The organism is Pseudoalteromonas sp. c7(2019) (genome assembly GCF_011378625.1).
Classification (GTDB): Bacteria; Pseudomonadota; Gammaproteobacteria; order Enterobacterales; family Alteromonadaceae; genus Pseudoalteromonas; species Pseudoalteromonas arctica.
In genome coordinates this window covers 95,828-121,309 of sequence record NZ_WTKS01000014.1, presented here as the reverse complement: position 1 = coordinate 121,309, position 25,482 = coordinate 95,828, and the positions used below count along the sequence as shown (strand labels likewise).

Annotated in this window: 28 protein-coding genes and 1 pseudogene; 25 read left to right on the top strand and 4 right to left on the bottom strand. The window is 40.1% G+C overall.

Features of this window, described 5'->3' with window-relative positions:
* Nucleotides 1–126 precede the first annotated feature (126 nt).
* The 3 genes from GQR38_RS15565 to GQR38_RS15555 all read left to right on the top strand — a co-directional run bounded on the left by GQR38_RS15565 (nt 127) and on the right by GQR38_RS15555 (nt 3,349).
* The gene (locus GQR38_RS15565; protein WP_165722372.1) at nt 127–291 is read left to right on the top strand and encodes a hypothetical protein; all 165 of its coding nucleotides are present in this window, start codon (nt 127–129) and stop codon (nt 289–291) included.
* 108 nt (nt 292–399) lie between these two features.
* Nucleotides 400–1,059 (top strand): type II CAAX endopeptidase family protein, encoded by a 660-nt coding sequence (locus GQR38_RS15560; protein ID WP_165722373.1) that lies wholly within the window; start codon nt 400–402, stop codon nt 1,057–1,059.
* 145 nt (nt 1,060–1,204) lie between these two features.
* Complete coding sequence (locus tag GQR38_RS15555; RefSeq protein ID WP_165722375.1) at nt 1,205–3,349, top strand: peptidase domain-containing ABC transporter; 2,145 nt, start codon at nt 1,205–1,207, stop codon at nt 3,347–3,349.
* Between the two features lie 46 nt (nt 3,350–3,395).
* Here the strand turns inward: GQR38_RS15555 and GQR38_RS15550 are convergent.
* Nucleotides 3,396–4,706, bottom strand: a pseudogene (locus tag GQR38_RS15550) (TIGR00366 family protein).
* Between the two features lie 169 nt (nt 4,707–4,875).
* On the opposite strand from GQR38_RS15550, the gene GQR38_RS15545 reads away from it, so the two are divergent.
* Together GQR38_RS15545 and GQR38_RS20560 are read left to right on the top strand one after the other, a co-directional pair.
* Nucleotides 4,876–5,943, top strand: a complete 1,068-nt coding sequence (locus tag GQR38_RS15545; RefSeq protein ID WP_165722378.1) for a potassium channel family protein — start codon at nt 4,876–4,878, stop codon at nt 5,941–5,943.
* Complete coding sequence (locus GQR38_RS20560) at nt 5,943–6,140, top strand: PLDc N-terminal domain-containing protein (RefSeq protein ID WP_007587044.1); 198 nt, start codon at nt 5,943–5,945, stop codon at nt 6,138–6,140. The genes GQR38_RS15545 and GQR38_RS20560 overlap by 1 nt, the downstream gene beginning before the upstream one ends.
* 36 nt (nt 6,141–6,176) lie before the next feature.
* On the opposite strand, the gene GQR38_RS15535 is transcribed toward GQR38_RS20560, so the two are convergent.
* Nucleotides 6,177–7,211, bottom strand: coding sequence for a cytosolic protein (locus GQR38_RS15535; protein WP_165722380.1), 1,035 nt, complete (start codon nt 7,209–7,211; stop codon nt 6,177–6,179).
* A gap of 69 nt (nt 7,212–7,280) precedes the next feature.
* The gene (locus GQR38_RS15530) at nt 7,281–7,739 is read right to left on the bottom strand and encodes an EVE domain-containing protein (RefSeq protein WP_007587049.1); all 459 of its coding nucleotides are present in this window, start codon (nt 7,737–7,739) and stop codon (nt 7,281–7,283) included.
* 77 nt (nt 7,740–7,816) lie between these two features.
* Here GQR38_RS15530 and tesB point away from each other — a divergent pair, with 77 nt between their 5' ends.
* Nucleotides 7,817–8,674: an acyl-CoA thioesterase II gene (tesB, locus tag GQR38_RS15525; RefSeq protein ID WP_002957902.1), complete on the top strand. Its 858-nt coding sequence runs from the start codon at nt 7,817–7,819 to the stop codon at nt 8,672–8,674.
* 20 nt (nt 8,675–8,694) lie between these two features.
* Here tesB and plsB read toward each other — a convergent pair whose 3' ends face one another.
* The gene (plsB, locus tag GQR38_RS15520) at nt 8,695–11,133 is read right to left on the bottom strand and encodes a glycerol-3-phosphate 1-O-acyltransferase PlsB (protein ID WP_101217114.1); all 2,439 of its coding nucleotides are present in this window, start codon (nt 11,131–11,133) and stop codon (nt 8,695–8,697) included.
* 417 nt (nt 11,134–11,550) lie between these two features.
* Here plsB and rpsJ point away from each other — a divergent pair, with 417 nt between their 5' ends.
* The 19 genes from rpsJ (at nt 11,551) to hflC (ending at nt 25,451) form a co-directional block, all read left to right on the top strand.
* Nucleotides 11,551–11,862 carry a 30S ribosomal protein S10 gene (rpsJ, locus tag GQR38_RS15515; RefSeq protein WP_002957900.1) on the top strand — a complete coding sequence of 104 codons (312 nt, stop codon included), beginning with the start codon at nt 11,551–11,553 and terminating at the stop codon, nt 11,860–11,862.
* Between the two features lie 27 nt (nt 11,863–11,889).
* Complete coding sequence (gene rplC, locus GQR38_RS15510) at nt 11,890–12,525, top strand: 50S ribosomal protein L3 (RefSeq protein WP_002957898.1); 636 nt, start codon at nt 11,890–11,892, stop codon at nt 12,523–12,525.
* A 17-nt stretch (nt 12,526–12,542) separates the two neighbouring features.
* Nucleotides 12,543–13,148, top strand: coding sequence for a 50S ribosomal protein L4 (rplD, locus tag GQR38_RS15505; protein WP_002957897.1), 606 nt, complete (start codon nt 12,543–12,545; stop codon nt 13,146–13,148).
* Nucleotides 13,145–13,447, top strand: coding sequence for a 50S ribosomal protein L23 (gene rplW / locus GQR38_RS15500; RefSeq protein ID WP_002957896.1), 303 nt, complete (start codon nt 13,145–13,147; stop codon nt 13,445–13,447). Before rplD ends, rplW begins: the two co-directional genes overlap by 4 nt.
* Nucleotides 13,448–13,462: 15 nt before the next feature.
* Entirely contained in the window at nt 13,463–14,287 is an 825-nt protein-coding gene (rplB, locus tag GQR38_RS15495) for a 50S ribosomal protein L2 (RefSeq protein ID WP_002957895.1), read from the top strand.
* A gap of 15 nt (nt 14,288–14,302) precedes the next feature.
* A complete protein-coding gene (gene rpsS, locus GQR38_RS15490; protein WP_004588689.1) occupies nt 14,303–14,581 on the top strand; it encodes a 30S ribosomal protein S19 in 279 nt (92 codons plus the stop codon).
* A 13-nt stretch (nt 14,582–14,594) separates the two neighbouring features.
* Nucleotides 14,595–14,927, top strand: coding sequence for a 50S ribosomal protein L22 (rplV, locus tag GQR38_RS15485; RefSeq protein ID WP_002957892.1), 333 nt, complete (start codon nt 14,595–14,597; stop codon nt 14,925–14,927).
* A gap of 11 nt (nt 14,928–14,938) precedes the next feature.
* A complete protein-coding gene (gene rpsC, locus GQR38_RS15480) occupies nt 14,939–15,640 on the top strand; it encodes a 30S ribosomal protein S3 (protein ID WP_002957891.1) in 702 nt (233 codons plus the stop codon).
* Nucleotides 15,641–15,652: 12 nt separating this feature from the next.
* Nucleotides 15,653–16,066 (top strand): 50S ribosomal protein L16, encoded by a 414-nt coding sequence (gene rplP, locus GQR38_RS15475; protein WP_002957890.1) that lies wholly within the window; start codon nt 15,653–15,655, stop codon nt 16,064–16,066.
* Nucleotides 16,066–16,257: a 50S ribosomal protein L29 gene (gene rpmC / locus GQR38_RS15470; RefSeq protein ID WP_002957889.1), complete on the top strand. Its 192-nt coding sequence runs from the start codon at nt 16,066–16,068 to the stop codon at nt 16,255–16,257. The genes rplP and rpmC overlap by 1 nt, the downstream gene beginning before the upstream one ends.
* Nucleotides 16,257–16,514 carry a 30S ribosomal protein S17 gene (gene rpsQ / locus GQR38_RS15465; protein ID WP_002957888.1) on the top strand — a complete coding sequence of 86 codons (258 nt, stop codon included), beginning with the start codon at nt 16,257–16,259 and terminating at the stop codon, nt 16,512–16,514. The genes rpmC and rpsQ overlap by 1 nt, the downstream gene beginning before the upstream one ends.
* A gap of 485 nt (nt 16,515–16,999) precedes the next feature.
* Nucleotides 17,000–17,467, top strand: coding sequence for a tRNA (adenosine(37)-N6)-threonylcarbamoyltransferase complex ATPase subunit type 1 TsaE (gene tsaE / locus GQR38_RS15460; RefSeq protein WP_165722388.1), 468 nt, complete (start codon nt 17,000–17,002; stop codon nt 17,465–17,467).
* Between the two features lie 27 nt (nt 17,468–17,494).
* Nucleotides 17,495–18,838, top strand: a complete 1,344-nt coding sequence (locus GQR38_RS15455) for an N-acetylmuramoyl-L-alanine amidase (RefSeq protein WP_007586394.1) — start codon at nt 17,495–17,497, stop codon at nt 18,836–18,838.
* Nucleotides 18,839–18,874: 36 nt separating this feature from the next.
* Nucleotides 18,875–20,722: a DNA mismatch repair endonuclease MutL gene (mutL, locus tag GQR38_RS15450; RefSeq protein WP_165722389.1), complete on the top strand. Its 1,848-nt coding sequence runs from the start codon at nt 18,875–18,877 to the stop codon at nt 20,720–20,722.
* A 10-nt stretch (nt 20,723–20,732) separates the two neighbouring features.
* Nucleotides 20,733–21,650, top strand: coding sequence for a tRNA (adenosine(37)-N6)-dimethylallyltransferase MiaA (gene miaA / locus GQR38_RS15445; RefSeq protein ID WP_007586400.1), 918 nt, complete (start codon nt 20,733–20,735; stop codon nt 21,648–21,650).
* Between the two features lie 78 nt (nt 21,651–21,728).
* Complete coding sequence (hfq, locus tag GQR38_RS15440; protein WP_007586402.1) at nt 21,729–21,992, top strand: RNA chaperone Hfq; 264 nt, start codon at nt 21,729–21,731, stop codon at nt 21,990–21,992.
* A gap of 15 nt (nt 21,993–22,007) precedes the next feature.
* On the top strand, nt 22,008–23,297 hold the full coding sequence (gene hflX / locus GQR38_RS15435) for a ribosome rescue GTPase HflX (protein ID WP_007586404.1): 1,290 nt from the start codon (nt 22,008–22,010) through the stop codon (nt 23,295–23,297).
* 100 nt (nt 23,298–23,397) lie between these two features.
* Complete coding sequence (gene hflK, locus GQR38_RS15430; protein ID WP_010554352.1) at nt 23,398–24,567, top strand: FtsH protease activity modulator HflK; 1,170 nt, start codon at nt 23,398–23,400, stop codon at nt 24,565–24,567.
* Nucleotides 24,568–24,572: 5 nt separating this feature from the next.
* Nucleotides 24,573–25,451, top strand: a complete 879-nt coding sequence (hflC, locus tag GQR38_RS15425; protein ID WP_010554353.1) for a protease modulator HflC — start codon at nt 24,573–24,575, stop codon at nt 25,449–25,451.
* Nucleotides 25,452–25,482 lie beyond the last annotated feature (31 nt).

The following is a 25,482-nucleotide window of genomic DNA, read 5'->3' as shown; positions in this document are numbered from 1 at the left end:
CCAGCTTTAGTTAACTTTAGCGAGCAGCTAAAGCTAGCCTATTAATCGCTCACCTTTATTGAAGGGGAGCATATTAACAACCCGATGACTTAACTAAAAAGCATCGGATTTATGGAGTATAACATTATGCGTGAATTAAACGTAAAAGAAATTAATGAAGTAAATGGTGGAGTGAGGGGTTTTATTCTCTCTTATATAGCAGGTAAAGTTTTAGATGCTGCTATATCTGCAGATTGGAGTCAAGCAAGTCATAACTCAAGCAACCCAATGGCGGCTACTAACCGTCTTTAACTAAAGGCTGAATAATTAAAGGTTAAATATCTAATCTATAAATTTCGATATTTAACCTTTTATATAGTGAAAGCATTAAATTGTATTGATGTTTGAGGTGTATGAATTTTGAATATATTTTTTTATTTAGTAGCTTCTTTTTTTATTTTTTTTATTCCGACACTCTTAGCTGAGGTGACTGTTAGGGTTATTTCAAGCTACTACAATCGACTCAGTCTAGATTTGTTACCTTATCTCTCGATTTCTATATCTATTATTTTCTTTATTCCTATTTTGTTTACAGTGACTCCTGGGAGGGGGTGTAAAGAAAAAGTAAAGTTTTTAGAATTAAGAAAAGTGATTTTTTTCAATTTATTATGTCTTTTCTTTGTGGTGGTTTGTCTTTGGCTTTTTTTCGGGTATGTCGACGATTATTTTCTTTTAGAGGGTGAGTGGTTTATGTCCGAAGCGGCAACATTAACGAGTGGTGCAGCTTCGTTAGCTATCTTATTATTTGCAGCCTGTGTTGTGGCTCCTTTAATTGAAGAGCTTGTGTTTAGAGGGTGGTTATATAAAAAAATTGAATTTATTCAACCGCATATAAGAATTTCTGTTATAGCAATCATCTTTAGCTTACTGCATTGGCAATATGAACATTTTCATACTTTTATATCCATTTTCTTAGTAGGTATGTTGCTTGGCTATATTAGATTAATTTTTAATAACTTGTCTTATGCGGTACTAGCTCATGTTGCTTATAATTTATTTACATTTGTTGCGTTGTTGTAAGTTCAAAACTCTGATTATAAAAAGTTGTTGGGAACGCTCTACATGCTCTAAAGCATAGGTTAGATATTTATTTAATTTAAGTTGAGATCCATACCTTGTTAATTATTACTTAGTGACAAAGTTCTGATATTGCAATAGGCAGAATATGAATGAACCAAATTTAAATTTTACTCTTATTAAAAATATACCACTTATCCTTCAATCCGAAATAGCTGAATGCGGCCTAGCCTCTGTGGCAATGGTGGCAAGTTATCACGGCCATAAGCTGGATATGCCTGCCATGCGAAAGCGCTTTTCGGCTAATCTAAAGGGTATGAACTTACAACAACTGATTGAGCTAGGTGATAATTTAGGGTTAGCTAGCCGTGCGCTACAATGCTCGCTTGATGAAGTGCATAAACTGCAAACGCCGTGTATATTGCATTGGGATATGAATCACTTTGTGGTGCTGACCAAAGTCTCTGGCAAAGGTGTTGCAGCTAAATTTGCAATTAACGACCCTGCTGTAGGTAAACGCAGTTTAAATAGTAATGAGTTTAGTAAACACTTTACCGGGATTTGTTTAGAACTGACTCCAACCAGTCAGTTTGAAGCCAAACAAGAACAAGCACAGATGAAGTTTACCCAACTTTGGAGCTCGATGAAGGGCTTAAAAGCAGGGCTAATAAAACTGATTGCGTTGTCACTGGTATTGCAATTATTTGCTTTGATGACCCCTTATTATATGCAGTGGGTGGTGGATGAAGTACTAATCAGTTTTGATGAATCATTATTGACGGTACTTGCCATGGGTTTTGCTCTGATTGCGATAATTTCAGTGGTGACTAATGCGGTACGAAGTTGGCTAATTTTACGGCTTTCGAGTTTGCTCAATATGCAAATGGGCGTGAATTTGCTCAGGCACTTATTGCGCTTGCCAATGAACTATTTTGAGTCCCGCCATATTGGCGATATTGTCTCGCGCTTTGGCTCATTAGCGCAAATACGGGAGCGCATAACTACAGGGTTTGTAGAAACACTGGTCGATGGCGTAATGGGCATTACCGTATTGATTATGATGCTAATTTATTCGCTAAAACTCACTGCGGTAGTTGTTGGTGCAATTGTACTGTATACCTTGGTACGTTTAGCGCTGTATCGTCCACTACATCAAGCCACCGAAGAAATGATTCAATCATCTGCCAAAGAGCAATCGAACTTTTTAGAAAATATTCGGGGTATGCAAACTATAAAATTGTTTGGTAATGAATCGCAGCGCCAAGGAATTTGGCAAAACCGTTATGCAGAGGTAATAAACAGTGAAATTCGTTTAGGGCGTTTAAACATTAGCTTTGATTCATTTAACAAGCTGTTATTTGGCCTTGAAAATGTATTAGTGATTTACTTTGCTGCATTACTAGTTATGAGCAATAGCTTGTCTGTTGGTATGGTACTGGCGTTTATTGCTTATAAAAACCAGTTAACCAGCCGCTTTGCCAACTTAATTGAACAAATCATTCAATTCAAAATGATGCGCTTACACTTAGACCGTACTGCAGATATAGCACTCACGAAACAAGAAGCTAATCGTGACGGTGAAATGGCCTATACAGGTGATGACGAAGGTAAAGTGAGAGGTCAGCTTACGCTCGAAAATATTTGCTTTAGTTACAGTGAAGAGCAAGTGCCGATTTTAAACAATGTTAATTTAACGCTGAATTCCGGTGACTCGATTGCGATTACGGGTCCGTCAGGTGCGGGTAAAACTACGTTGATGAAAATAATGCTAGGGTTATTACAGCCAACCTCAGGGACTGTGTTGCTTGATGGCAAAGATATTACTCAGCTTGGCCTTAAAAACTACCGCAAACAAATAGCTGCAGTAATGCAGGATGACACACTGTTAGCTGGCTCAATCGCTGATAACATCAGTTTTTTTGACCCACAGCCGAATTATTTAAAAATAGAGACGTGTGCTCGTCATGCGGCTATTCATGATGATATTACCAAAATGACTATGGGCTATAACTCATTAGTTGGGGACATGGGATCAAACTTATCGGGCGGGCAGGTACAGCGTTTACTTCTTGCTCGCTCATTGTATCAATCGCCCTGCGTGTTGTTTATGGATGAAGCAACTAGTCATTTAGATAAAGACAACGAAGCGAAAATAAGTGAACAAATTCAGCACTTACCCATCACACGGATTATGATTGCTCATCGCCAAGAAACCATTAACATGGCCAGCAAAGTCTATCAACTGAAAGAGGGTAGGTTGGTGGAGCTACAACAGCAGAACGAGAGTGCATAAAATGACCAGTGCTTGTGTTTTACACGCCTTTTTATTATGTTTACATTTAATAAAAGCTCAATACCAGCGATATAAAAACCCCAGTTACAAACAACTGCACAACACAAAATCCCATAATATCTTTTGCTTTTAAGCCTGCGATAGCAAGGACTGGTAATGCCCAAAAAGGTTGAATTAAATTAGTCCACGCATCACCCTACGCAACAGCCATTGCAACGCGAGATATATCGGCGCCTAGCTCTTGCGCTGCGGGTATTACAATGGGTGCTTGTACAGCCCATTGGCCACCGCCAGAGGGTACAAACATATTAACGAGTCCTGCACTTATAAAACTAAAAAATGGCAAGCTATCAGCATCTGCAACGGCAATAAAGCCACGTGATATCTGTTGTGCTAATCCGCTATCAACCATTACCGCCATGATGCCGGCATAAAAAGGAAATTGAATAACAATGCCAGCCCCGCTTGGAATTGCTTGTTGCAGACTGTTAAGTAAATTATGGGGTGTTTGATGCAGCGTAATAGCTAAAAACAAAAATACGGCAATAACGCTATTAAGGTTTAAGTTTCCGCCAGCAATAAAAAAGTAATAACCTAAATATGCCAAACCTAATAAGCCAATTGTCATACCGAGTAGTTTACTTTGTTCTAAATGTTGGGCGGGTCTGGTTATTGTTGTGGGCTTAGGTGTTGTCTCTTGTAAAAGAGCTGGGTCGATATATACGCTTTCTTGCTCGCTTGGCAGCATATAGCGATTAACGAGCGGCATAATAATGAATAAACCAACTAATATGGCTATATTAAAGCCCGCAAATAAAGTGTGCTCTGTACTAATAATACCAATGCTGGCCTCTGAAAAGTGACTATCGGTTGCGATAGTTAAAGGAATCGAACCGGCTAATCCGCCATGCCATACAACAAAACCTGAGTAAGCGCTGGCTACTAATAATCGATAATCTACACGAGTATGTTTAGCAATTGCTTTGGCAAAAAGAGCACCAATAACTAAGCCAAATCCCCAATTTATCCAGCTCGCTAAAAGCGAAATAAGCGTTACCAATATAATTGCTTTAGGTGCGGTGCTTGCAAATGTTGCTAGTTTTTCTAATAACTTACTTATAGGTGGCGTACTTGCCAACATATAGCCTGTAATTAACACTAGTAGCATTTGCATAGCAAAACTTAATAAGTTCCAAAACCCACCTCCCCACGCTTGTAATACTTCAATGTTAGTTGCGGTTGTAAATAAGCTCGCACTGACAAGGGTAATTATTGTAAGTAAAATTACAAATATAAAAGGGTCGGGAAGATAACGCTCTACAATTTTAGTAAAAGGGCGGGCTATTTTGTTAAGCATAAGCACAACTGTTTTGGTTATTATTTTAACGCTAATTAATCATGAAAAATCACCATTGGCAAACAGCATTTAGTCTAATATTTGCGGTTAAAAGCTTAAACATTGCTTAAAAGCATCGCTTACAGTAACGTACTGTTTATAGATAATTTACTAACGAAGACTTTGTATTATGCCGGTGATATTTAAAAGGCTAGCGTTACTTGTTCGCGCTCATATAGATCAGTTGAGTTGGCAAGCAGTGGCATTAGCTATTTTGACTCATATGCTATTAACATGGAGCTTACTATTTATAGCGAATGAGAAAGCGTTAACCTCGCTTACTACCTTTTTTTACTATTACACAGTAACAACATCAACAGTGGGATATGGTGACTTTAGTCCAACTACTGATCTTGGTCGTTGGGTGGTTGCATTAATACAAATTCCATTTGGTTTAGCTTTATTTGGTGTTTTGCTAGGAAAAGCAGGACAAACTGTTACTTACTTAATTAGGCGCGCTATGACTGGTGATAAAAACTTTGCCCACAGTAACCACCATATTATTATTTTTGGTTGGCACGGCACTCGTACAAAAAAGATGATTGATTACATTTTGGCAGATACGAAACGTACTGACCGTCGTATTTTACTCGCGGTAACAGAGCAAATGGATCATCCTTTTTTAGCTAACGAAAGCGTTGATTTTGCACGTTTAACGAGCTTCACTAATTTAGCTGAACTAGAGCGGGTAGCTATTCGTAGTGCTGATAAAGTGATTATTGATGGTCAAGATGACGATCAGACATTTACAACAGCCCTGCGCATTAGTCGCTTAGTAAAAGATGATTGTCATATAAGTGCTCACTTTTTGGATGAAACCAAAGTTGAGATGATGTTAGAGCATTGCCAAAATGTAGAGTGTAGTAGTGCAAAATCAGCTGAGATACTCGTACGCTCAATGCAAGATCCAGGTTCGAGCCGTGTGCAAGAGGAGCTGCTATCTACTTTGCACGGCGATACACAATTTAGCTTGAAAGTACCAAGTGGCTGCAAAGATATGGAGTTTGGTACTTTGTTTCATCATTTTAAGCTTGAGCATGATGCAATACTGTTAGGTGTTGCCCATAATTTAAGTGCGCAAAATATGGATTTAAACCCACCATTAGATTACAAAGTAAGTGAAGGCGATATTTTGCACTATATATCGGTAGATCGAGTATTAAGTAGTGAAGTAGACTGGTCGAGCCTAGAAAAGTAATGAATGAAGTTGTATTTTTAATTGTTGTTTTAAGTGCTTACATATTACCTGTCGTTATTGTACTTAACAGTAAGCGTACACAGGGTCATGAAAAGAATGGCTGGCTAATGGGAATCATTATATTTTCTTGGTTAGGTTTAATGATGTACTTTACCATTGTGCCCAAGCATAGGCACAAAAAGAAAAAGGCTAAATAGAGTAATTAGCCTTTATAGCCGTTTTCGTTGGAATAATTACTCTTCCAACTGTTTGAGTTTATGCTCAATTAGAGGGTCGTCAGGTAGAAGTTGCTGGGCGACTTCTAATAGCTGAATAGCATCATTAGGGTGCTCATCTTGGTGCTTAAGTGCCACATCTATTAATGGCTGAATATCAATTTTTGCTTGATGCTCTTGTACATACACTTCTTTTTCATCAGCTAAAATTTTATGCGCTGTACTCAATAATGCTAAACGATGGGGGGAGTCTGCATTAGCCGTATTGAGACTTTGATAATAATCTTCTTTTAAGCGTAAGGTTTTGGTTTGCAGGCGAAACTGTGCAATATCGATTTGCTGATGTTGAATGAAATCAACGGCTACTTGCTTATAAAACCCAAACTTATTCAAATATGTAGCGTGTGTGCCATGTCCCATACCAAATACTCGCAAGTGAGTTAACTGCTTATAGCGCTTGGCGTGCATTCGGTCTATACGATTAGTAGGATCGTAAATAATATAGCCTTGGGCATCTCCTAAATCTAGATCGTGATAATCTTGTTGCCAGTCAAACTGCTGAGCTATATCGGTACTAGAGCGGTCATCCCACGGTACTAATTCTTTATTTTTAGTACTTACCGGGTGAAAGAACAGTACTTGGTTTAGCTTTAATAGTTTAGCAAAAGCGCCAACAGCAAATCCGCCACGGCTTAAGCCATAGCCTAATCGACAATTAAACGGCGTAAGTAATGTTGATAATTGCTCGAGAAAAAAGATTAAATTACGATTACGAAACCAATTACTTTTACCTAAATGCTGAAAAGCGATTACGTTTACGTTTTGTTTTTGAGCTAAGTGATAACCCCATGGTGCAAAATCAGGATTGAGATCTTGCTCTTGCACGTTAGTGCCTGCGGGTGAAAAGGTAAAAAGCAGGGGCTTATTAACGTCAACAAAATCATACTTAACAAATACATCGCCGAGTAAATCACTACCCGTCATGGGTAATCGAGTTTGTTGCTCATTGCGCGGGAGAGTTAACCATTCATCTAACCAATACAGTAATTTCATTAATCCTCCAGCTATAAGTCAGCATAGATCATATCAAACTCAATGAAATTAGGTCAAACCGAGAGGGTGTTACTGCGCCATTTTGATTATTTCATCCCAGTCATTTTTAGTAACAGGCATTATTGATAGTCGTCCGCCTTTTTTAAGTGCGATTTCAGTAATATTATTATTGGCTTTAATATCTTTAAGGCTAATTAATTTTTTTAAATGGCTTTGGTAAGTAACCTCAACAACAACCCAGCGTGGTTTGTCGCTGGTGGCTTTTGCATCGTAATAGTCGCTACTTAAATCAAACTGAGTAGGATCTGGGTAGGCATCGTGTGTCACTTCGGCAATACCCGCTACACCTACGTGTTTACAGCTTGAATGGTAAATCATCACTGAATCACCGAGCTTAACGCCATCACGCATGAAGTTTCGCGCTTGGTAATTACGCACGCCTTCCCAAAGAGTCGTTTGTTTTGGTGCGTTTTTTAAATCATCTAATGAAAACGCATCGGGTTCAGTTTTAAATAGCCAGTAAGCCATAACAGTATTCCTAACAAATATTTACTTCCCACTATTGTATAGTATCATTTGGATACTAGGGTAATGAGGAAGAAGTAATGAGCCAAGTATTAGATGATTTATTGTCGTTGTTAACACTTGAAGAAATTGAGCAAGGTTTATATCGAGGACAAAGCCAAGATTTAGGCTTTGGTGCTGTGTTTGGCGGTCAAGTTATGGGGCAGGCGCTTTCTGCCGCTAAAGAAACTCTACCTGAGGGGCGTATAGTTCATTCATTACATTCTTACTTTTTACGCCCAGGCGATCCAGCTAAACCGATTGTTTATGATGTCGAAACTATTCGCGATGGAAAGAGCTTTAGTACTCGCCGAGTAAAAGCGATTCAGTACGGTAAGCCAATTTTTTATATGACAGCGTCGTTTCAGGGTGAAGAAAATGGTTTGTCGCATCAAGCAACAATGCCTGATGTACCCGCACCTGAAGAGTTACGCTCATCACTTGAGTTTTATCAAGATAACGCTTCGCATATCCCTGAAGTCATCCGTAATAAGTTTACGCGTGAAATGCCAATTGAAATGCGACCAGTTACTTTTCATAACCCGTTTAAACCAGAAGTTATGGAGCCGGTAAAGCATATTTGGTTTAAAGCTAATGGTGAAATGCCAGACGATCAGCGCATCCACAATTACTTATTAGCGTATGCCTCTGACTTTGAGTTTTTACCAACAGCATTGCAGCCTCATGGTGTATCGTTTATGCAGCCAAATATGCAAGTAGCTACTATTGATCATGCAATGTGGTTTCATCGCCCATTTAGAATGGATGATTGGATTTTGTATTCAATTGATAGTCCAAGTGCGAGTAATGGGTGTGGTTTGGTACGCGGGCAGTTTTTTGATCGCCAAGGCAACTTGGTTGCCTCAACAATGCAAGAAGGGGTTATGCGTCAGCGCTAACCCCTTTTATAGATATAGTACTAGTTACACTGATCTTGTACTATATCGCTGATTGACTGCCAGACGCGTGCTGGCAGTAATGTTTTAAGGTGTGCGTAGGTTTCGCAAAGTTGTGTACTGCCTACTAAGCCTTTATCACCCTCTGTTATTAACGACTCGCCACGTAAGTTCTCGATAAAACTAACAAGTACTTTTTTATCAAAAAATTCAGGTGTTTTAATACCATGCAGTGTGCCTAAACGCTGTGCAAGCACTTGGCTCTCTCGTTCTAATTCTGCTTTTTCAATGCCATCACTTGTTTGAATAAAACCAATCACAATAGCGTAACGTTGTAGAGTAAAACTAAGTGCTCGTCCAAGCATTTCTAGCTTAGCTAAGCAGTCATTACTGTTCGTTATATGAATGTTATCGCCATCAAACTCAATTAAATTTTGATCAGCAAAGTTAGCTAAAATACGCGTTATATAGTTTTCATCAAGAGGCTGTAAATACCATTCTTTAGCAAATAATGGATAAAATGTTTTTACAAGTTGCTGGCATTGCTCAATAGTTGTGCTGTGTTGTTTAAATAGATGTAGTGCAATTAAGCTTGGTACTGCAAATAAGTGCAAAATATTGTTTCGGTAGTAATTAAACAGTACTTTTTCTTTATCGCTAATAGTAATAATTTCGCCAAATTCATCACTGATAACTTCAAACTTATTCAGCTTTAATGCATGCGTTAGTAATTGCTCTGGTGTTTCGTCTGGCGCGGTTACTTTATCGCTATAGCTTGCATCGCGCTGTAAGCGCAGATAAAAATCAAGTTGTGCTAATAGCTTTGGTTTACTCAATGCTTGTTTATCGTTAACCAGCAATATCATCGCTAGTAAGTTAACCGCATTAAGCGCCGCCGCATTATTAATTTTAACCATTACTTGGTCGGCAAGTTTAGTTACTTGTGGCGCTAACCATTGTGGCTTTTGTACATCGGTAGGGTGTATTGAATCACGCCAATCAGGTTGGTTATCGTTTAAGTATTGGTTAATCGAGATTGGATCACCAAAGTTTAAATTACCACGACCGTAGTTTTTAAGGTTTTTGATTGCCTTAAAAATACCAAATATAGATTCGCCTTTTTTATCTTTTCCATCTAGCTCTTTAAGGTAGGTGTTAATTTCCATTACGTGCTCGTAGCCAATGTACACAGGAACGATAGATATTGGTCTGTCTATTCCGCGCAGCATTGCTTGTAATGTCATAGATAGCATACCTGTTTTAGGTGGAAGTAAGCGCCCAGTTCGGCTTCGACCGCCTTCCGTGTAAAACTTAACAGAGTAACCTTTAATAAACAGTTGGCTTAAATACTCTTTGAATATGGCAGAATAAAGTTTATTGCCTGCAAACGAGCGACGAATAAAAAATGCCCCAGAGCGTCTAAATATGCCACCGGCAGGGAAAAAGTTAAGATTTATACCTGCAGCTATATGTGGTGGAACTAAGCCTAAATGATAAATAGAGTAAGTAAGCAGTAAGTAATCCATATGACTGCGATGACAAGGCATATAGATTATTTCATGGCCTTTATCTGTTAGTTCATGAATTTGTTCTGCGTGTTTAATATCAATACCGTTATAGAGCTTATTCCACAACCAAGTTAAAAATCGCTCGGCCACACGTATCATTGCTTCAGAGTAATTAGCAGCTATCTCATCAAGTAGCTTAAGTGCATTTTGGCGGGCTTCTGTTTGGCTAATGTTTTTAGCTTTAGCTTCATCTTGAATTGCTTTTTTTATTGTAGGTGACGCTAATAATGAATTAAATAATTGTTCACGAGAGGGCATTTTAGGGCCTGTAGCAGCTAGCTTTTGGCGCTTAAAGTGAACACGTGCTACACGTAATAATTTATGTGGTAACTCGCTTACATCGGCTTTTTCATTGACTAAAAGCGATAAGTCGAGTGGTTGGCTAAAGCGAATAAAGTTGTCGCGTCCTGAAAACAACACCACAAAAAACTTTCTAAACCAGCTAGGAGTTAGAGAGTGCGTAATTAAAGTGCGTAGCCCCGGCTTTTCTTTACCCGGGTCGCGACCCCATAAAATAGTAACCGGAACCACTTGTACGTTTTGCTGCCCACTTTGTATTAGGTATTCAATAATTTGTTTACCTTGAGCTAAAGCATTGGTTGGCTTAGCTTCATCACCAAACAGTGGCGGTGGATTTTTAATACCAATAAAACGGTCTAAATCTTGGTTACCTAATACTTGCTCTTCGGTTGGGCTAGGTAGACCATTTTTTTTACACGCATGTGCGAGAGCCGCTAAATCAAATCGTGAATTTAAACGCACTATATAAAATGTAGGGTACTCAGGGTTTAGATCATACTGTTTAATCGGATTTTCTGGCAGCACTTTGCTTTTTACAAATAAGCGGCTAAATCCAGCAGACATAACATTTAAACAATAATTAAAAATACGCATCGACTCACCATATTGAGAGTATTAAGGGCAAAATTAGCGCAGTAGGATACCATAATATCTAAAAATCCCTTAGTTTGCGTAATTAAGGTGTTAACTTGTTTATTGACTAACAGTAGAGGTATTAGTTCAAGTATAGCTAGTAAGCATGTATGGGTGCTTATTTAATCAAATTTATAGGCATTGTATTGTTTCTAAATAGTTGTTGCATTTATCACCAATACCTCTATAATACGCAGGCTTTCAAAATTCCTCTGGGAACTAGAAAGGATAAATTAAGCTTGGATTTCAAGCTAATAAACAGGAGTTCCGATTTGGAACTCAACGTAGATATAATCAAACAGCCGACATCTTAAGTTTTAAGATTGTTTCGGTCGTTTTTTTATGCTCTTTTATATGCTCTTTATATTGAGGTTAAGAATGTCAAATCAACGCATTCGTATTCGCCTAAAAGCTTTTGACCACCGTTTGATTGACCAATCAACGGCAGAAATCGTGGAAACTGCGAAACGCACTGGCGCACAAGTACGTGGTCCAATCCCACTACCTACACGCTTTGAACGTTTTACTGTACTAACTTCACCGCACGTTAATAAAGATGCGCGTGATCAGTACGAGATCCGCACCCATAAACGTCTGATAGACATCGTAGAACCAACTGACAAGACTGTAGACGCGCTTATGCGTTTAGATCTTGCTGCTGGTGTTGATGTTCAAATCAGCCTGGGTTAATCGAAAGATTAGAGAGGTTTTAGGAAAATGGCATTAGGTCTAGTCGGTCGTAAAGTGGGTATGACACGAATCTTCACTGAAGATGGTGTATCTATCCCTGTGACAGTTATTGAAGCGACACCTAACCGCATTGCTCAGATCAAATCTGACGCAACAGACGGTTATAACGCGCTTCAAGTAACCGCAGGCACTAAAAAAGCAAGTCGTGTAAACAAAGCTAAAGCGGGTCATTTCGCTAAAGCTGGTGTTGAAGCGGGTCGCGGTCTGTGGGAATTCCGCCTTAACGGTGGTGAAGGCGATTTTGAAGTAGGCGCTGAGCTTACTGTTGAATTATTCAACGAAATCAACAAGGTTGACGTAACCGGTACTTCTAAAGGTAAAGGTTTCCAAGGTGGTGTTAAGCGCTGGAATTTCAGCATGCAAGACGCTACACATGGTAACTCTCTATCTCACCGTGCTCCTGGTTCAATCGGTCAAAACCAATCACCTGGTAAGGTGTTTAAAGGTAAGAAAATGGCCGGTCATATGGGTGCTGAGCGTGTAACGACTCAAAACTTAGAACTAGTTCGCGTTGACGCTGAGCGTAATTTGCTTTTAGTTAAGGGTGCAGTACCTGGAGCTATTGGCGGTGACGTTATCGTTAAACCAGCTGTTAAAGCATAAGTCCTGGAGATTTAGTGATGGAATTAGCAATTAAAGACGCTTCTGGCGGTCTTGAAGTTTCTGAAGCTACTTTTGGACGTGAGTTTAACGAAGCATTAGTACATCAAGTAGTTGTTGCATACGCAGCAGGTGCTCGTCAAGGTACTCGTGCTCAGAAGACACGTTCTGAAGTAAGCGGTGGTGGTAAAAAACCATGGGCTCAAAAAGGTACTGGCCGTGCACGTGCCGGTACAATCCGTAGCCCAATTTGGCGTTCAGGTGGCGTTAGCTTTGCAGCTAAACCACAAGACCACAGCCAAAAAGTAAACCGTAAAATGTACCGTGGTGCGATTAAAAGCATCTTATCTGAATTAGTTCGTCAAGAGCGTTTAATCGTTGTTGAAAGTTTTGCTCTAGCAGCACCAAAAACTAAAGAACTAGTTGCTAAGCTTAAAGAACTTGAGCTTAAAGATGTTCTTATCGTGACTGAAGAAGTAGATGAAAATCTTTTCTTATCGGCACGTAACCTTTATAAGGTTGACACACGTGATGTAGCTGGTATCGATCCTGTAAGCTTAATTGCTTTCGATAAGGTACTTATTACAGCCGCTGCTGTTAAGCAACTTGAGGAGGCGCTAGCATGATTCGCGAAGAACGTCTTTTAAAAGTGATCCTTGCTCCACATATCTCTGAAAAAAGCACAATTGCTGCTGAAGAAAACAATACTATTGTTTTTAAAGTAGTAAATGACGCAACTAAAGCTGAAATTAAAGTAGCAGTTGAGAAGCTTTTTGAAGTAGAAGTAACTGGTGTTCGCACACTTAACGTTAAGGGTAAAACAAAACGTACTGGCGCACGTTTCGGTCGTCGTAGCGACTGGAAGAAAGCTTACGTTACTCTTAAAGAAGGCAGCGAGCTAGACTTTGTCGGCGGCGCCGAGTAATAAGGGGATAGAATTATGGCACTTCAAAAGTGTAAGCCTACTTCTGCGGGCCGTCGTCACCTAGTTAAAGTGGTTAACTCTGATCTACATAAGGGTAAGCCATACGCACCACTTTTAGAGAAAAACTCTAAATCAGGTGGTCGTAATAACAATGGTCGTATTACGGTTCGTCATATCGGTGGTGGTCATAAACAACACTACCGTTTAATCGATTTTAAACGTACTAAAGATGGCATTCCAGCTACTGTTGAACGTTTAGAATACGATCCAAATCGTAGCGCAAACATCGCTCTTGTATTATATGCAGACGGTGAGCGTCGTTACATTATCGCACCTAAAGGCTTAAAAGCTGGCGATGCAATCCAGTCTGGTGTTGATGCACCAATCAAGCCTGGTAATGCATTACCAATGCGTAATATGCCTGTAGGTTCGACTGTTCACAACGTAGAATTAAAACCAGGTAAAGGTGCTCAAATCGCACGTTCTGCTGGTGCATACGTTCAAATCCTTGCTCGTGATGGTCAGTATGTAACATTACGTCTTCGTTCAGGCGAAGTTCGTAAAGTTGAATCTGATTGTCGTGCGACTCTAGGTGAAGTAGGCAATGCTGAGCATATGCTTCGTTCACTTGGTAAAGCAGGTGCAAATCGCTGGCGTGGTATTCGTCCGACAGTTCGTGGTGTTGCCATGAACCCGGTAGATCACCCACACGGTGGTGGTGAAGGTCGTACATCTGGTGGTCGTCATCCTGTGTCTCCATGGGGTAAACCGACTAAAGGTGCGAAGACGCGTAAGAACAAGCGTACGGATAAATTTATAGTACGTCGTCGTACTAAGTAATATTGAGGAATAGCCATGCCACGCTCTCTCAAGAAGGGTCCTTTTATAGACCTACACTTGCTGAAGAAGGTAGAGAAAGCTTTGGAAAGCGGTGAGAAAAAGCCAATTAAAACTTGGAGCCGTCGTTCAATGATCATACCTAACATGATCGGATTGACCATTGCTGTCCATAATGGTCGCCAGCACGTACCAGTTTTCGTTTCTGACGAAATGATCGGTCACAAACTAGGTGAATTTGCACCAACTCGCACTTACCGTGGCCATGCTGCGGATAAGAAAGCGAAGAAACGATAAGAGGGGAAGATAAATGCAAGCATTAGCTAAACATAAATTCGCCTCTGGTTCGGCGCAAAAAGCACGTCTAGTTGCAGATCAGATCCGCGGGTTACCTGTAGATCGCGCACTAGAAATCCTGGCGTACAGCCCTAAGAAAGCGGCTGTATTAGTTAAGAAAGTACTTGAGTCTGCTATTGCTAACGCAGAGCATAACGAAGGTGCTGACATTGATGAGCTTCGTATAACAACGATCTTTGTGGACGATGGTCCTACAATGAAACGTATTATGCCTCGTGCTAAAGGACGCGCAGACCGCATCCTTAAGCGTACAAGCCATATCACTGTTATGGTTTCAGATAGCTAGGAGTATAAGTAATGGGACAAAAAGTTCATCCTACTGGTATTCGCCTAGGTATATCTAAACCTTGGGTTTCTACCTGGTACGCGAGTTCAAAAGATTTCTCTGCACAGCTTTTTGGCGATCACAAAGTTCGTACATTCCTTACTAAGGAATTGAAAACGGCTTCTGTGTCTAAAATCGTTATTGAGCGTCCAGCAAAATCAATCCGTGTAACAATTCATACGGCTCGTCCGGGTGTTGTTATCGGTAAAAAAGGCGAAGACGTAGAAAAATTACGTCAAGCGGTAACTAAAATCGCTGGTGTACCTGCTCAGATTAATATCTCTGAAGTACGTAAACCAGAACTAGATGCACAACTAGTAGCAGACGGCATTGCCTCTCAACTAGAACGTCGTGTTATGTTCCGTCGCGCTATGAAGCGTTCGGTACAAAATGCAATGCGCATCGGTTCTAAAGGGATTAAAGTTGAAGTTAGCGGTCGTCTTGGCGGCGCTGAAATCGCACGTTCAGAATGGTATCGTGAAGGTCGTGTACCTCTACATACTCTTCGTGCTGATATCGATTACGCAACTTCTGAAGCCTTAACCACTTATGGTATCATTGGTGTTAAAGTTTGGATCTTCAAAGGCGAAGTTATTGGTGGTTTACCACTAGTACAAGAGCAAGAGAAGCCAGCTAAACGCGCACCAAAGAAAGCCAAGAAAAGTGCTAAGTAGAGGTAGCGACTAATGTTACAGCCAAAACGTACAAAATTCCGTAAAATGCACAAAGGCCGCAACCGCGGTTTAGCGCAAAACGGTAACAAAGTAAGCTTCGGTACTTTCGGATTGAAAGCAACTGGCCGTGGCCGTATGACTGCTCGTCAAATCGAAGCAGCTCGTCGTGCTATGACGCGTCACGTGAAACGTCAAGGTAAAATCTGGATTCGTGTCTTCCCTGACAAACCGATTACAGAAAAACCTCTTGAAGTTCGTATGGGTAAAGGTAAAGGTTCTGTTGAATATTGGGTTGCTGAAATTCAGCCTGGTAAAGTACTTTACGAAATGGAAGGTGTTTCAGAAGAGCTTGCTCGTGAAGCATTCGACCTTGCTGCTCGTAAATTGCCATTCAAAACAACTTTCGTAACTCGGACGGTAATGTGATGAAAGCTAGCGAACTAAAAGACAAAAGCGTAGAAGAGCTTAATGCTGAACTTCTAGGACTACTTCGTGAGCAATTTAATATGCGCATGCAAGCTAGCACTGGTCAGTTAGCTCAGACACACACGCTAAGAACAGTACGCCGCGATATCGCGCGTGTAAAAACAGTTATTAACCAGAAGGCAGGTCAATAATGAGCGATAAAATTCGTACTCTTCAAGGCCGTGTAATCAGCGACAAGATGGAAAAATCTTTCACTATCGCTATCGCACGTTACGTGAAGCACCCAATCTATGGGAAATTCATTAAACGTACGACTAAGTTACACGTACATGACGAAAATAACACAGCAAAAGCGGGTGACGTAGTTACTATCCGTGAATGCGCACCGATTTCTAAGAATAAATCTTGGACTTTAGTAGACGTTATTTCTAGTCCAAAACAAGCTTAATTTTTAATTAAGTTAGTTTTGTAAAAAAGCCCCGGCATTAGCTGGGGCTTTTTGTTTTTAAAGCACCTGCAAACAGTAAACTAGGATGAGCGGGTCACCTGGATTAGTCTTCTATCTGAAAATACAAAGTTATCTTGGGGAGTAGTGAGAGTTTCATGTACCAGTTACTTTTTTGCTAGCAGAGCCATCTACTGAATCAGAAGAAGTTAGATAATAAACTTACATATCTCAGTTAATTTAATGCCAATATGGGGTCATCTAATTCGTGGTGTTACTTTTCTTTTACTATCTTTTAGTCTGAGAACTCACTTACCTTATTTTATTACAATGATACAGCTTCAAAGTATCGAAAATAGACATCCATACACAACTTTCATTATCAGCTTATCTGTTTTTTTATGTCTAAAACTTCAATTTATCGCCTTAAATTAATATTCTGGTATGATTAGCAAATATGCGCTTTTGAATGAATTTTTGAGGTAGTAATGACGCGTAGTTTTGAATTTCATTTGACTGATGAAGTAGCCACGGTCGCAATGGGTAATTGCGTTGCTGATATTATAGAGCAAGGTGCGGTTATTTATTTACATGGTGATTTAGGCGCTGGTAAAACAACATTTACACGAGGTGTAGTGCAAGGCTTTGGTCATGCAGGCAAAGTTAAAAGCCCAACGTATACACTTGTTGAACCTTATGAACTCGAGCGCGCAAATGTTTATCATTTTGATTTATACCGCTTAGGTGACCCTGAAGAACTAGAATACATGGGAATACGCGATTATTTTTCACCAGATGCAATTTGCGTTGTTGAGTGGCCAGAAAAAGGTGGTGAATTTATTCCTGTGCCTGATTTAGATATTACTCTAAGCTATATGGGTAACGAACGTAAAATTGTTATTAATAGCGCCAGTGAGCGTGGTGTAGCAATTGTCGAAAAACTAAATAACAAATAATAATATAGTTAAGGCAGTAATTATCAAATGAGCCGAGGTGTAGTTAAACTCTTTATTTACCTTATGGTTATTACCATAAGCTTGCCGCTGTGGGCCAAAAATACAATTAATAGTGTACGCGTATGGCCGTCCCCTGATAGTACGCGTGTGGTATTTGATTTAAATGATAAGCCTGACTTTAGCTATTTCATGCTTAAAAACCCAAGCCGCTTAGTAATTGATTTAGAAAACACTAACGAGTTAAAAATACTACCAGGTGTACCACCAAAACATCAAATAGTGAGCAAGCTACGCTACTCAAAACCTAAAAATAAGCACAGTGTTCGGTTAGTGTTTGAATTAAACGCACCAGTAAAGCCAGTTGTATTTGCTTTAGCGCCTACAGGCCCTTATAAAAACAGACTCGTTGTTGATTTATACAATAAAAGCCAAGCTGCCACAGTTGTTTCTCCTGCTCAAACAGCAGCTAAAAATCGCCAGTTAAGCCAAGAACGCGATATTGTAATTGCAATTGATGCGGGTCATGGCGGCGAAGATCCAGGTTCAATTGGTCCATCTGGCACGTACGAAAAAACAGTAACACTGCAAATTGCAAAACGTTTAGAGCGCATGATTGATGGCGAACGTGGGATGATTTCGCGCATGGTACGAAGCGGTGACTACTTTGTAAAACTTAATACGCGTACCAATCGTGCTCGTGAAAAAAAGGCCGACTTTTTTGTCTCTATTCATGCTGATGCATTTACGAGCCCGGGACCAAATGGTGCCTCTGTTTGGGTGTTGTCGTTAAGGCGTGCTAATTCAGAGATAGGTAAATGGATAGAAGATAAAGAAAAGCACTCTGAGCTTTTAGGTGGCGCTGCGGATGTAATGAAAGATGCCGCTAACGAAAAATACTTAGCGCAAGCATTACTTGATATGTCGATGGATCACTCTATGAAAACCGGCTTAAACGTAGCTGACGAAGTGGTTAAAGAGCTACGTAAAGTTGCTAAGTTGCATAAGAAAGATCCCCAACATGCGAGTCTTGCTGTACTTAAATCACCAGATATCCCATCAATTTTAGTAGAAACAGGGTTTATATCTAACCCACGAGAAGAAAAGCTGCTTAAAAGTGCTAACCATCAAGAGCGTTTGGCTAAAGCTATATTTACTTCAATTAAAAATTACTATTTAAAAAATCCACCTGATGACTCTTTATTTGCTAAATTAAAGTCGCAATATCCAACAAAGCACAAGGTACGCCCGGGTGAATCTTTAAGTATGTTGGCGAGTCGCTATGGCATTACAGTCACTGAATTAAAACAAGTTAATAAGCTTAGCTCTAATACTTTGTTTATTGGGCAAGAGCTCGATATACCACAAAGTTAGTCATTATTATTAGCGCAATGCTTGCTAGGAAATCTCATGAATATTGAAATATTACCCGCGCGTTTAGCTAACCAAATTGCCGCAGGCGAAGTGGTTGAGCGCCCAGCGTCGGTAGTAAAAGAGCTAGTCGAAAACAGTTTAGATGCTGGCGCTACACGTATTCAGATAGATATAGAGCGTGGCGGTCATAAGCTTATTCGTATACGTGATAACGGTTCAGGGATAAGTAAAGATGAGCTAACGCTCGCGCTTTCTCGTCACGCTACGAGTAAATTAAAATCTCTAGATGACCTTGAAAATATTTGTTCACTTGGTTTTAGGGGAGAAGCGCTTGCGTCAATTAGCTCTGTATCGCGTTTAACGCTGAGCTCAAAACCAAAAGATCAAGAAGCTGCTTGGCAAGCATTTGCTGAAGGTCGCGATATGGCCGTGCAAGTAAAGCCAGTAGCGCACCCTGATGGCACAACCATTGAAGTAAAAGATTTATTTTTTAACACCCCAGCTCGTCGTAAATTCTTGCGTACCGAAAAAACTGAATTTAGCCATATTGATGAGTTGATAAAGCGTATTGCGCTTAGTCGCTTTGATGTCTCTATTACACTAACTCACAACGAAAAAGTAGTAAGGCAGTATCGTGCGAAGACAGATCCCTCTCAGGCTATTACACGTGTAGCGCAAGTTGCAGGTAAGGCTTTTGCTGAGCAAGGTTTGCATATTCAATCAGGAGAGGGTGGCTTACAGCTGCATGGTTGGGTGCTACCTGTAGGTTCAGCTAATACGACTCAGTATACTTATGTTAATAATCGTATGATGCGCGATAAACTTATTCTGCATGCTATACGCCAGGCATTTGAAGAAGTAAGTGGAACACAAGAATTACCCGGTTTTGTCATTTATATTGATATAGACCCTCGGCAGGTTGATGTAAATGTTCATCCAGCTAAGCATGAAGTGCGTTTTCATCAAGGGCGCTTAATTCATGACTTTATATTACAGGCTATTAAGCAAGTGGTAGTGCCGCTGCAAGGTGAGTTTACGAATGAACCGCTTAGCTCTGAGATGGAATCTGCGCCTGTGTTTATGGGGTCAGCGCATAGTAGTTCTAATGATACAAAAGCGGATGGAGTATTTGATTACCCTAAATCGCAATTACAGCCCTCTTACTCAGGAAGTGCTGGTAGTTCGTCATCAGGTACTAGAAGTGTTGGCGGTGGCGGGGCATACCGTGCTACACCAAGTACAAGCCATCATGATGTAAACGCGTTTTATCAAGGTGTGAGTGAGCAACACGCTGCGCATTTTGATAATGTAGCAAACATACCTGTAGCACAACACCAGTTAGAGTCTGCGCATAATGTTTTAAAGACAGTTTCAATCATCAGTGTTAATGAAGGTGCGTGTGTATTTAGTGTTGAGCAGCAATTGTATTGCTCACATTTCAAATATGCATTGGTAGATGATTGGCATAATCAAATTAAAGAGTCCGGAAGTTTAGAAGGGAAAGCTCTTTTGCTGCCCGTAAGAGTAAACTTATCAAAAGAAGATTGCTTACTTATAGAAGCTCAGCAATCGTGGTTTACTTTACTTGGTTTTGAACTCGTAATAGAAAAACAGTTTGTAATGGTTAAAAAATTGCCAGCGTGCTTATATTTACTTGATGTAAGTACAGCGATAGGTGAGCTACTTGATGGGTGTAAAGCAGGGCTTGAAAATATAGAGAATTGGTTAGAGTGGCAGATAAAATGTGTACCCCCCCGGTTTTATTTAAGCAATGTGTTTTTAGCGCAACAAATGCGCTTACAAAATAATCCGCAAACTATTGAACGCTTACGCGAAAAAGCAGTTAAAATAGAGCTAAATCACTATTTAATGCAATTAGATTAAGGTATCAGTGTTGAGTAATTTACCAGTCATATTTTTAATGGGTCCAACTGCTGCTGGTAAAACAGCATTGGCAATCTCACTGTGCGAGCATTTAAATACAGAAATAATCAGCGTTGATTCAGCGTTAGTGTATAAAGATATGAACATTGGTACTGCAAAACCTGATGCAGAAGAACTTGCTAAAGCTCCGCATCATCTGATCGACTTACTTGACCCGAGTGAAACATATTCAGTTGCTGATTTTAGGCGCGATGCAGTACAAAAAATTGACGAATTTCATAGACAAGGTAAAGTGCCTGTATTGGTTGGAGGTACAATGTTGTACTTTAAATCTTTAATTGATGGTTTATCGCCTTTGCCTGAAGCAGATACAGTAATAAGATCAGAGCTAGAAGCACAAGCTAAAGAATTTGGCTGGCCTCATTTATATAAAGAATTAGTTAAAGTTGACCCAAAAGCAGCCGAAAAAATAAGTGAGAATGACTCACAAAGGATTAACCGAGCTTTAGAGGTTTACAGGTTAACTGGTAAGACCATGACTGAGTTGCAAAAGCAAAAACAGCCGGCTTTACCTTATACTTTTCATCAATTTGCGATTGCACCGCAAGAACGTAGCGAATTACATCGCCGAATTGAAGAAAGGTTTAAAATAATGATTGATCAGGGGTTTGAAAATGAAGTTTCGACCCTATATCTACGTAAGGATTTACACCCCAATATGCCTTCTATTCGTTGTGTTGGTTATAGACAAATGTGGGATTACCTTGCGGGTGAAACAAGCCATGATGAAATGGTTTTTCGTGGCATCGCAGCAACACGTCAATTGGCAAAACGTCAGTTAACGTGGCTTCGTAGCTGGCCTGATGTTACTTGGTTAACAACGGGTGACGAAGAAAACTTGCATCGTGTAGTAAGTTCGCTAAGCTAGTAGTAGTTGAATATTGTTTTTTATCAAATAAGTTCAGCCACTTAATTATAATAACACCTAGAACGAAGGAACAATAACATGGCAAAAGGCCAATCGTTACAAGACCCATTTTTGAATGCACTACGACGTGAGCGCATTCCAGTATCAATCTTTTTGGTAAATGGCATAAAATTACAAGGCAAAATTCAGTCATTTGACCAATTTGTTATTTTACTAGAGAACACCGTAAATCAAATGGTTTATAAGCATGCAATTTCAACAGTTGTCCCTGCTCGCGCAGTTAACTTCCAAGCAGTTCAAGGGAGTGAAGACACTGAAGAACCAGAAGCTGGTAACTTTTAATTAGGAGCATAATGTTTGTTTGACCGCTATGAATCCGGCGAACAGGCAATTTTAGTTCATATCGACTTACCTAAAGAAGGGGATCGTGAAGATCTTCATGAATTAGAAATGTTGGTATCTTCTGCTGGTGTTAGTAGTTTGGCGGTTGTGCAAGGCAGCCGTCAAGCACCACATCCGAAACTATTCGTCGGTACCGGTAAAGCAGAAGAAATAGCTGAGATTGTCAAAATCCACAATGCAGATGTCGTAATTTTCAATCATCAACTCAGGCCGTCACAAGAGCGTAACTTAGAGCGTGTTTGTCAGTGTCGTGTGCTTGATAGAACGACACTAATTCTTGATATTTTTGCCCAACGTGCACGTACCCATGAGGGTAAGCTGCAGGTTGAATTGGCACAACTTCGCCATATGTCGACTCGATTAATTCGGGGCTGGACCCATCTTGAACGCCAAAAAGGCGGGATTGGTTTACGTGGACCTGGTGAAACCCAACTTGAAACAGATAGACGATTACTTCGTGCCCGAATTCAAAATATCCGTGCGCGTTTAGCTAAAGTAGCAGTGCAACGCGAACAAGGTAGGCGAGCTCGTACTCGTAACGAAATACCTACGGTATCGTTAGTTGGCTATACCAATGCGGGTAAATCTACATTATTTAATCGAATTACGAATTCAGATGTATACGCGGCCGATCAGTTGTTTGCAACGCTTGACCCGACTCTACGTAAGCTTGAATTAGGTGATGTTGGTCCTGTTATCTTAGCTGATACAGTGGGCTTTATTCGTCATTTACCGCACGACTTAGTTGCTGCTTTTAAAGCAACGCTAACTGAAACTCGTGAAGCTGATTTACAGTTACATGTAATTGACGCAGCAGACTCTCGTCTTCAAGAAAATATTGAACAAGTACAATCGGTGCTTAAAGAAATTGAAGCCGATGAAGTACCACAGCTATTAATTTATAATAAAATTGATGCGCTGGATAACGTAAGCCCACGTATTGATCGAGATGACGAAGGCCAACCTATAAGAGTATGGCTTAGCGCTCAGACTGGTGAAGGGTGTGAATTACTTAGTGAGGCTATTAGTGAACTGCTTGCTAAGAAGATGTTTAACGAAACATTATTTCTTACGCCATTGTATGGTCGCCTAAGGGCTGCATTGTTTAGTTTAAATGCAGTACATGAAGAACGCTTTGATGAGCAAGGTAATTGGCTGTTAGATGTTAGAATGCCAATGGTTGAGTGGAATCGTTTAATTAAAGAATTTGGTCCTGAAATTGCTGGTTTTATCAACCGTAATTAAAAATTGACGTTTTAATGTCGGTTTTTGTATGAGAAACGCGGTAGATTTGTTAGATTTAACACAATTTCCTAATTTATTTAGATAACAATGGAGTATAGCTATGGCCTGGAATGAACCGGGTAATAATGGCAATGACAAAGATCCGTGGAATAATAAAGGCGGACGTGATCAAGGCCCACCTGATTTAGACGAGGTGTTCCGCAAGTTTAGTAACAAGTTCGGCGGCTTATTTGGCGGGAAAAAATCCGGCAATGGTAGCGGCGGTGGACTTGGCGGAGCCGGTATTTCATTCATACTTATTATCGCCGTTATTGTATGGGCGTTAAGTGGTATTTATACGGTTAAAGAAGCCGAGCGTGGTGTGGTTCTTCAATTTGGTAAATATGACCGAATTGCTGATCCTGGTCTGCGTTGGAAAATGACGTTTATTGAAACGGTAATCCCAGTAGATATTGAAGCAGTTCGTTCATTATCGGCTTCTGGTTTTATGCTTACTGAAGACGAAAACGTAGTGAGCGTTGAGTTTCAGGTGCAATACCGTGTTATTGACCCATACCTTTATGAATTTAGCGTAACTAACGCTGATAGTAGCTTAGAAGAAGCACTAGATAGTGCACTACGTTACGTTGTGGGCCATGCAAAAATGGACCAAGTATTAACTAATGGCCGTGAGGTTGTTCGTCAAAATACATGGGATGAGCTTAATAAGATTATCGAACCATATAACTTAGGTTTAATTGTTACTGACGTGAACTTTAAAGACTCTCGTCCGCCAACTGAAGTTAAAGATGCATTTGATGATGCGATTGCTGCACAAGAAGATGAAGAACGTTTCATTCGTGAAGCAGAAGCATATGCTCGTGAAATTGAACCGCGTGCTCGTGGTCAAGTAACGCGTATGACTCAAGAAGCGGAAGGTTACCAAGAGCGTATTACATTAGAAGCACAAGGTGAAGTAGCTCGTTTTGAAAAGCTATTACCTGAATATCAAGCAGCTAAAGAAGTTACTCGTGAGCGCTTATACATTGATGCAATGGAAGAAGTGTTAGGGAGTAGTTCTAAAATATTGGTTGATGTTAAAGGCGGTAATAATATGCTTTATTTACCACTTGATAAGATCATGGATAAGCAAGGGACAGCAACACGTGTTGCACTTCCAAGCTCTAGTGATATTCAAGATTTACGCAATAAAGTAAATACGTCGCGCAATAGCTCTGTTAATAGTGGCAATGACCGCTTTAACAACGACCGCTTCAATGATGGGAGATAATCATAATGAAAAACTTTAGTTTAGTAATACTATTAGCTGCCATTGTTATGTCTTTTTCATCGGTATTTGTTGTACCTGAAGGGCAAAAAGCAATTGTAATGTTATTTAGTAAAGTACAAAAAGACAGTGACGATCAAGCGATTGTATATGGCCCAGGCCTACAATTTAAGGTGCCATTTTTTAGCCAAGTACGTCGCATTGATGCACGTATTCAAACGCTAGATGGTGCGCCGGATCGCTTCGTTACTAGTGAGAAAAAAGACTTAATTGTTGATTCGTTTGTAAAATGGCGTGTTAATGACTTTAGCGCTTTTTACTTACGTGCCCGTGGCGATAAGCAATATGCTGAAACGCTACTTAAACAAAAAGTAAATAATGGTCTTCGTACAAACTTTGGTACACGTACAATTCGCGAAATTGTATCGGGTGAGCGTAGCGAGTTGATGGAAGAAGCGTTAGTACAAGCTTCTGAAAGTGCACGTGAGCTAGGTATTGAAGTACTAGACGTACGTGTTAAGCAAATCAACCTACCACAAGAAGTGAGTAGCTCTATTTACCAACGTATGCGCGCTGAGCGTACTGCTGTTGCAAAAGAGCATCGTTCTGAAGGTCAGGAAAAAGCCGAGACTATTCGTGCGGGTGTTGACCGTCGTGTAACAGTAATGCTTGCCGATGCAGAGCGTAATGCGCGTTCTGTACGTGGTCAAGGCGATGCTGATGCCGCAGGCATCTATGCAAGCGCGTATAACAAAGACCCTGAGTTCTTTAGTTTTGTGCGTTCGCTTGAGGCTTACAAAAAGACTTTTAAAAATAAGCAAGACGTTATGGTGCTTTCACCAGATAGCGACTTCTTCCAATATATGAAAGGCGCTAAAGCTCAATAGGCTTTACGTTAATTATTTAAAAGTTAAAAAG

Excerpts from the sequence above, each read along its gene's own strand:
- rpsC (WP_002957891.1), top strand. The coding sequence starts at position 14,939 with ATGGGACAAAAAGTTCATCCTACTGGTATTCGCCTAGGTATATCTAAA.
- rpmC (WP_002957889.1), top strand. The coding sequence starts at position 16,066 with ATGAAAGCTAGCGAACTAAAAGACAAAAGCGTAGAAGAGCTTAATGCT.
- hfq (WP_007586402.1), top strand. The coding sequence starts at position 21,729 with ATGGCAAAAGGCCAATCGTTACAAGACCCATTTTTGAATGCACTACGA.
- rpsS (WP_004588689.1), top strand. The coding sequence starts at position 14,303 with ATGCCACGCTCTCTCAAGAAGGGTCCTTTTATAGACCTACACTTGCTG.
- GQR38_RS15530 (WP_007587049.1), bottom strand. The coding sequence starts at position 7,739 with ATGGCTTACTGGCTATTTAAAACTGAACCCGATGCGTTTTCATTAGAT.
- rplP (WP_002957890.1), top strand. The coding sequence starts at position 15,653 with ATGTTACAGCCAAAACGTACAAAATTCCGTAAAATGCACAAAGGCCGC.
- rplD (WP_002957897.1), top strand. The coding sequence starts at position 12,543 with ATGGAATTAGCAATTAAAGACGCTTCTGGCGGTCTTGAAGTTTCTGAA.
- rplW (WP_002957896.1), top strand. The coding sequence starts at position 13,145 with ATGATTCGCGAAGAACGTCTTTTAAAAGTGATCCTTGCTCCACATATC.
- GQR38_RS15545 (WP_165722378.1), top strand. The coding sequence starts at position 4,876 with ATGCCGGTGATATTTAAAAGGCTAGCGTTACTTGTTCGCGCTCATATA.
- rplB (WP_002957895.1), top strand. The coding sequence starts at position 13,463 with ATGGCACTTCAAAAGTGTAAGCCTACTTCTGCGGGCCGTCGTCACCTA.
- tsaE (WP_165722388.1), top strand. The coding sequence starts at position 17,000 with ATGACGCGTAGTTTTGAATTTCATTTGACTGATGAAGTAGCCACGGTC.
- GQR38_RS15535 (WP_165722380.1), bottom strand. The coding sequence starts at position 7,211 with ATGAAATTACTGTATTGGTTAGATGAATGGTTAACTCTCCCGCGCAAT.
- rpsJ (WP_002957900.1), top strand. The coding sequence starts at position 11,551 with ATGTCAAATCAACGCATTCGTATTCGCCTAAAAGCTTTTGACCACCGT.
- hflK (WP_010554352.1), top strand. The coding sequence starts at position 23,398 with ATGGCCTGGAATGAACCGGGTAATAATGGCAATGACAAAGATCCGTGG.
- mutL (WP_165722389.1), top strand. The coding sequence starts at position 18,875 with ATGAATATTGAAATATTACCCGCGCGTTTAGCTAACCAAATTGCCGCA.
- tesB (WP_002957902.1), top strand. The coding sequence starts at position 7,817 with ATGAGCCAAGTATTAGATGATTTATTGTCGTTGTTAACACTTGAAGAA.
- GQR38_RS15565 (WP_165722372.1), top strand. The coding sequence starts at position 127 with ATGCGTGAATTAAACGTAAAAGAAATTAATGAAGTAAATGGTGGAGTG.
- hflC (WP_010554353.1), top strand. The coding sequence starts at position 24,573 with ATGAAAAACTTTAGTTTAGTAATACTATTAGCTGCCATTGTTATGTCT.
- rplC (WP_002957898.1), top strand. The coding sequence starts at position 11,890 with ATGGCATTAGGTCTAGTCGGTCGTAAAGTGGGTATGACACGAATCTTC.
- GQR38_RS15455 (WP_007586394.1), top strand. The coding sequence starts at position 17,495 with ATGAGCCGAGGTGTAGTTAAACTCTTTATTTACCTTATGGTTATTACC.
- rplV (WP_002957892.1), top strand. The coding sequence starts at position 14,595 with ATGCAAGCATTAGCTAAACATAAATTCGCCTCTGGTTCGGCGCAAAAA.
- GQR38_RS20560 (WP_007587044.1), top strand. The coding sequence starts at position 5,943 with ATGAATGAAGTTGTATTTTTAATTGTTGTTTTAAGTGCTTACATATTA.
- GQR38_RS15555 (WP_165722375.1), top strand. The coding sequence starts at position 1,205 with ATGAATGAACCAAATTTAAATTTTACTCTTATTAAAAATATACCACTT.
- rpsQ (WP_002957888.1), top strand. The coding sequence starts at position 16,257 with ATGAGCGATAAAATTCGTACTCTTCAAGGCCGTGTAATCAGCGACAAG.
- plsB (WP_101217114.1), bottom strand. The coding sequence starts at position 11,133 with ATGCGTATTTTTAATTATTGTTTAAATGTTATGTCTGCTGGATTTAGC.